General features: G+C 60.8%; 3 protein-coding genes. All 3 read right to left on the bottom strand.

What is annotated here, in order from left to right:
* Positions 1-72: 72 nt before the first annotated feature.
* On the bottom strand, positions 73-1,575 hold the full coding sequence (gene trpE, locus VIW95_RS05330; protein WP_331584385.1) for an anthranilate synthase component I: 1,503 nt from the start codon (positions 1,573-1,575) through the stop codon (positions 73-75).
* A gap of 1,895 nt (positions 1,576-3,470) precedes the next feature.
* Positions 3,471-4,142, bottom strand: a complete 672-nt coding sequence (locus VIW95_RS05325) for an SPOR domain-containing protein (RefSeq protein WP_331584384.1) — start codon at positions 4,140-4,142, stop codon at positions 3,471-3,473.
* A gap of 13 nt (positions 4,143-4,155) precedes the next feature.
* The coding region (gene argS, locus VIW95_RS05320; RefSeq protein ID WP_331584383.1) for an arginine--tRNA ligase at positions 4,156-5,826 on the bottom strand (1,671 nt) is incomplete at its 5' end.

The raw sequence follows: 5,826 nt of genomic DNA, 5'->3' as shown, positions 1-5,826 counted from the left end.
ACTGCACGATGTTGTAAGTGAACGAGTCGTAGTTGTCGATCATCAGGATTTTTTTATTGCCGGCCATGAACCTTACCTCTTGGCCGCCGTTTCGAAATCGCGCGCGGCCTGGAGCGCCCGCACCATCGCGCGAGCCTTGTTGACCGATTCCTCGAACTCGGCGCCGGGATCCGAATCGGCAACGACGCCGCCGCCGGCCTGAATGTACACGCGGTCCTTCTTGATCAGCAGCGTGCGCAGCGCGATCGCGGTGTCGGTGTTGCCGGTGTAGCTGAAATAGCCGACCGCGCCGGCGTACACACCGCGGCGCACCGACTCGAGCTCGTCGATAATCTCCATCGCGCGGATTTTCGGCGCGCCCGAAACCGTGCCTTGCGGAAAGGTGGCCGCGAACGCGTCGAACGCGTCGCATCCTTCGCGCAGCACGCCGGTGACGTTCGACACGATGTGCATCACGTGCGAGTAGCGCTCGACGACCATCAACTCAGTCACTTTGACCGAGCCGATTTCCGACACGCGGCCGACGTCGTTGCGCCCGAGATCGACCAGCATCACGTGCTCGGCGCGCTCCTTGGGATCGGCGAGCAGTTCGGCTTCGAGTTCGTGGTCCTCGGTTTCGGTGACGCCGCGGCGGCGCGTGCCCGCGATCGGACGCAGCGTAATTTCGCGACCCTCGACGCGGACCATCACCTCGGGCGACGCGCCGACCAGCGTCTGCTCGCCAAGGCGCAGGTAAAACATGTACGGCGAGGGATTAATCGTGCGCAGGCTGCGGTAAATGTTGAACGGGTGCGCCGTGAGAGGCGCCTCGAAGCGCTGCGACGGAACGACCTGGATGACGTCGCCGGCCGCGATGTATTCCTTGGCCGCGGAAACCATCGCCATGTAGCCCTCGCGCGTCATGTTCGAGCTGATCGATGCGTCGTTGATCACGACGTTTGCCCCTTCGTGGAACGGCGGCACGGCGGGACGTTTGAGGCGCTCGATTATCTCGTCGATCTTAATCCGCGCGCTTTGATACGCCATTTTGGTCGAGGCGAACTCCTCGACCGGCACGTTGGCGATAATTTTCAGCGTCTGGCGGACGTTGTCGAAGCACAGCACCGTGTCGGTGAACATCAGGTGGAAATCCGGCGTGCCGAGATCGTCGTTGGCGGTTTCGGGAATTTTCTCGAAGCATCGTACGATGTCGTAGGCAAGGAATCCGACGGCGCCGCCGAAGAAGCGCGGCAGGTTGGGCAACTCGGGCGCGCGGAAGCGCTTGACCTCGGTGCGCAACTCTTCGAACGAGTTGGCGACGGAGCGCACTTCGACGCCGCGGCCGGGCCGGATGATATCCATGCGGTTCTTGCGCGCGCGCATCACGATTGAAGGCTCGGAGCCGAGAAAGGTGTAGCGGCCCCATTTCTCGCCGCCGCGTACGCTTTCGAGCAGGAAGGCGTAGTCGCCGCGCGCGATTTTCAGAAAGGCGGAGACGGGAGTCTCGAGGTCGGCGGCAACTTCCTCGAAAACGGGGATGAGGTTGAATCCCTTGGCCGCGAGTCGTTCGAATTCGTTTTCAGTGGGCTGTAACATCTGGTTTCCTCTGTTTCACTTCTCACACTTCCGATTCCGTCATTTACGAAAAAAGAAAAGGGCCGCAGGTTTTGCCTACGGCCCTTTTGGGAAATCGGTTTTGCGATGAACTACAAAGCCGGCGCGCAGGCGGGTGCATCGAGGTGCCAACGCCACCATCCCGCGCAAACATTTCGGCTCGTGAGGTTCATCTTGGAGTTAATGATCCATGCCATGCGCGCGATTGTCAACCGGGCTTCATTAGGGAGTTGTCTTAATTCGGGGCTGACTGTCTTAATTTCGAATTGCGAGTGGCTTAATTTGCGGGGCGTCCTAGTTTCGCTTGACTCTAGGATCGTCAGCCGGGCCGCCATTTGTTGCTGACCCCTTGATTCCCGCCACTCGTGGGTCGGCTGTGCCGATGCACTTGGAGGCATCGTTTGAGCGGCGATATGCTGCAGCATAGGCGTCCCGACTGATGCCGGTTTCGTTAGATAGAGTTTGCCAGACTCGATTCAGGAGCGAGACTGCTTCGGGATCGTCTGGACCCTTCCGGTCTGCCTCGCATTCGGCCAAATCCCGCCAAACACTTCCCGCTTTCCATTCGGACAAGGGTGCATCAAGCGCCATTTGTAGGCCTTCAGTATTGCAGAGCTTCTGCTGCGCACCTGAGCGTGAAGGGGAGGAGCAATGGGGATCGACGTCCGCCTTGGTCGGTGGAAACATCAAATACCAGCCCACAAGCGCGAGCGCGGCAGCGTGGCGGGGCTTCATGCCGTCTTGTCGTGAGTAAGATTCATGGCTTCTGATCTTCCGGTGAGGTCGCTGGAGCGGTCTGCATACGCCGATTGATCTCCTCAGCGTAGAGCTCCAGACGGCGGGCTTTAGCGATTTTGTAGCCTCGTTGGATCGAGAGTACACGCAGGAAGCTGAATCCGCCGCCGAGTGCGTGAAGGACGGGATTTCGCGAGAAAGTAAGGACGAACAATCCGGCTCCGAGCAAGCACCAGTTCGCTACTCTAAGGGGATCGATTGTGGTTGCACAACAGGCGGTTTACTGGAAAGGAATTGCGGGAGCAAGTGCGCATCGGTACAACAGTGCGCATGGACCCTCGCCACGCTGCTCGCGCTTGTGGGCGGCCTTGGGTGTATCCATCGGTCTTCGGCGGGGCGAAAAAGCAGCGAGGCCAACTCAGATGATGAAGTGTATAGTTTGCCATACTGAAAAACCTGGCTCCGATTTTCCGCAAATCATCGGGGGTGAGGTTGACCAGGGGCAATCCTCAGTTGGTGATAAAATCGTTGGTCCTGCGAAAATACGAATGGAAAGTTTGAAGCACCTTCGCATCTGCAAAAAGGACTGGGATGACATGCCGCGCGTGCAAGTTACAAGGAAAGCAAACTAGGCCGCACTGCGATTCAAAACCGGATCCTTGGCGAAGAGCGCACGCGACAGCCGTTAGATAGGGCGGATGTGCGGCGCAACCAGACAATCGCGCCGCACAGAGGTCCCTCACCCTCTCCCGACGAACGGGCGAGGGAATTAGAGCAGACCAGGAAGAGCCGTTTGAAATCGCGAGTGTCTTAGTTTAATAGCCTAAATCGTGGTAACTAATTTCGCCTTCCGAGCCGGGGATCATCACTAGCGAGGCATTGAGAATAGTAAAAAGCATCGAAGCCGTGAACGGCCGTGGCGTTGCCGGAATCTCTTTGCAGGTCGGCCATAAACCGATCGATCATCATTCGCCTTCCTTGTTCGCAGGCATTCGCCGAGTCGAATGAACCAATCTGAAGCCACTGCGACAGTGGTTCCAATCCTGATGCCAGGTCCGAGACCCTGAATGCGCTCGGCGGGACCAACAGATACCAGCCCACAAGCGCGAGCGCGGCAGCGTGGCGGGGCTTCATTCGCATTTTCAGTGCGAGGTTGTGTAGGCCTGCTTGTATTGCTCGCGGAGTCTGTCTTGCGCGGCGGTCGCTTCGTCGGCGCTGGCGTAGGGTCCGACGCGGACGCGGTACCAGGTCTGACCGTTGAGCGCGACTTTCATTTCCTGGGCGTTGTAGCCGAGCGACTTCAGCCGCGCGACCATCTCGTCCGCCCCGCTCTTGTCCATCACCGCTTCTATCTGGATGTTGTACGGCTTCGCGCCCGGGGGCAGCGCGCGCGGCGGCGCGGCGGGCGCCGAGGCGGTTTCTGAATCGTCATCGGAGTCCTCGTCCGATGCGGGAGGGTTAGCCGCGGGAGCCTCGGCAGGAGGTTTCAAGCGCGCGACGGCGGCGGGCGACGGTCGCGCACCGGGAGGCATTTCACCGATAGCGCGGGCAGGCGGTTTGATCAGCGCCTCATGCGGCGGTACTGACGCAAGCGCTGGCGACGCGGCGGCCGCCGGTGACATCTCGGAGACGGGCGCGGGTTTTTCGGGCGGATTCGGCAGCGGGTAGGTCGAGGAGATCTGACTCGAGTCAGGCTGGTTCTGCCGCGCCATCTCATAGCCCGCGACCAGACCGAGCGCGAAGACCGCGCCCGACAGCCCGACCAATCCGGCTAAAATCAGAAACCCGCCGCCAGCCCTGATTTCGAATCGCATCCCGTTCCCTTCCTCACATCCGCTCTGGAGCGCTCACCCCGAGCAACTCGAGACCGCCCGCGATCGCATCCCTGAGAATCCCGGCCATATACATCCGCGCCAAACTGAGTTCGCGATCCGGTCCAATTATACGATTCGCGGGCTTGTTGTAGTAGCGATGGAACTCGCCCGCCAGCTCGAGCAGATAGAAGGGAATCCGATGGGGCTCGAGTGCCTCGGCGGCCGCGGACATCACGTCCGGCAGCCCAATCGCGCGCTTGGCAAGATCGAGTTCCTCGGCGCCGAGCAGATTCAGATCGATCGCCGATGTATCTGCCGGCAGCGTCAAGTCCTTGCTGGCGCCCTCGCGAAAAATGCTCGCCAGGCGCGCGTGCGCGTACTGAACATAGAACACGGGATTCTCGGGCGCCTGCTTCTTGGCGAGCTCGAGATCGAAATCCAGCTGGCTGTCGGACTTGCGGAACAGAAAGAAAAACCGCACCACGTCTGCGCCGACTTCTTCGATCAGCTCGTCGAGGGTGACATAGGTAGCTTTGCGCGTGGACATTTTAACTTTTTCGCCGGCACGCGTGAGCGTCACGAATTGGTAGATGATCGCGCGGACGGGTGTGATGTCGTAGCCGAGCGCCTTGACCGCGGCGATGACCTCCTGGTGCTCGGCAATGTGATCGGCGCCGAAGACGTCCACGATCAGGTCGAAGCCGCGCTTGAGCTTCTCGATGTGATAGGCGATGTCGGGCGTGCGGTAAGTCGGCTGCTTGTCGGCGCCGGAGCGCACCAGCACGGCGTCCTTGGGAAGTCCGAGCGGCTCGCCGCGCAGCCAGATGGCGCCGTCGTGCTCGAAAGTGAGGCCGGCCTCGTGCAGAGCCTTGATAACAGCTTCAACCTTTCCCGAATTGAAGAGATCGAGTTCGTTGGTGAAAACGTCGAAGCGGATTCCGAGGCGCGTGCAGGTCTGGCTGATTTCGGCGAAGATGGCTTTGACGGCCCCCGAGCGGAAGACTTCAAGATCGGTGACGGATACGAGCGAATCGCCCCGCTCCGCTTTCAGAGCGCGCGCGATGTCCACGATGTACTCGCCCTGGTAACCGTCTTCGGGCATCGTGGCGTCGATGCCGTGCGCTTGCAGATAGCGCACGCGGACCGATTCGCCGAGCAACTTCATCTGGCGGCCGCCGTCGTTGAAATAATATTCGCGGGTGACGTCGAAACCCGCCGCCTCGTACAGGCGCGCGATGGTGTCGCCGAGGACCGCGTTGCGGCCGTGGCCGACGGTGACGGGTCCGGTGGGATTGGCCGAAAGAAACTCGACTTGAACTTTCTTGCCAGAGCCGGGACGCAGCTCCCACGGGCGGGGTTTCCAGAATGCGCGGCCCGCGCTCGCGGCCTGGCGCATCTCCGAGTGCCAGTACGTCGGCGACATTTTGAAGTTGATGAAGCCGGGACCGGCGACCGAGACCTCGCTCACTTCGGCGGGCAGCGTGACGTGCGACTTGATTATCTCGGCGATCGCGCGCGGTGGTTTGCGCTCGGGCTTGGCGAGAGTCAGCGCGACGTTCGAGGCGACGTCGCCGTGAGCGGAGTCACGCGGCGCTTCGATTCCGATCGACGGAATTTCGGAATTCAACTGACCAGCGGCGCGCGCCCGCCCGATTGCGTCGCGAAGGATGGAGACGATCAGTTC

This window comes from Binatus sp. (SeqCode) (genome assembly GCF_036522015.1).
GTDB lineage: Bacteria > Desulfobacterota > Binatia > Binatales > Binataceae > Binatus.
The sequence above is the reverse complement of the archived record's forward strand: the minus strand, read 5'-3'. Positions and strand labels throughout refer to the sequence as shown.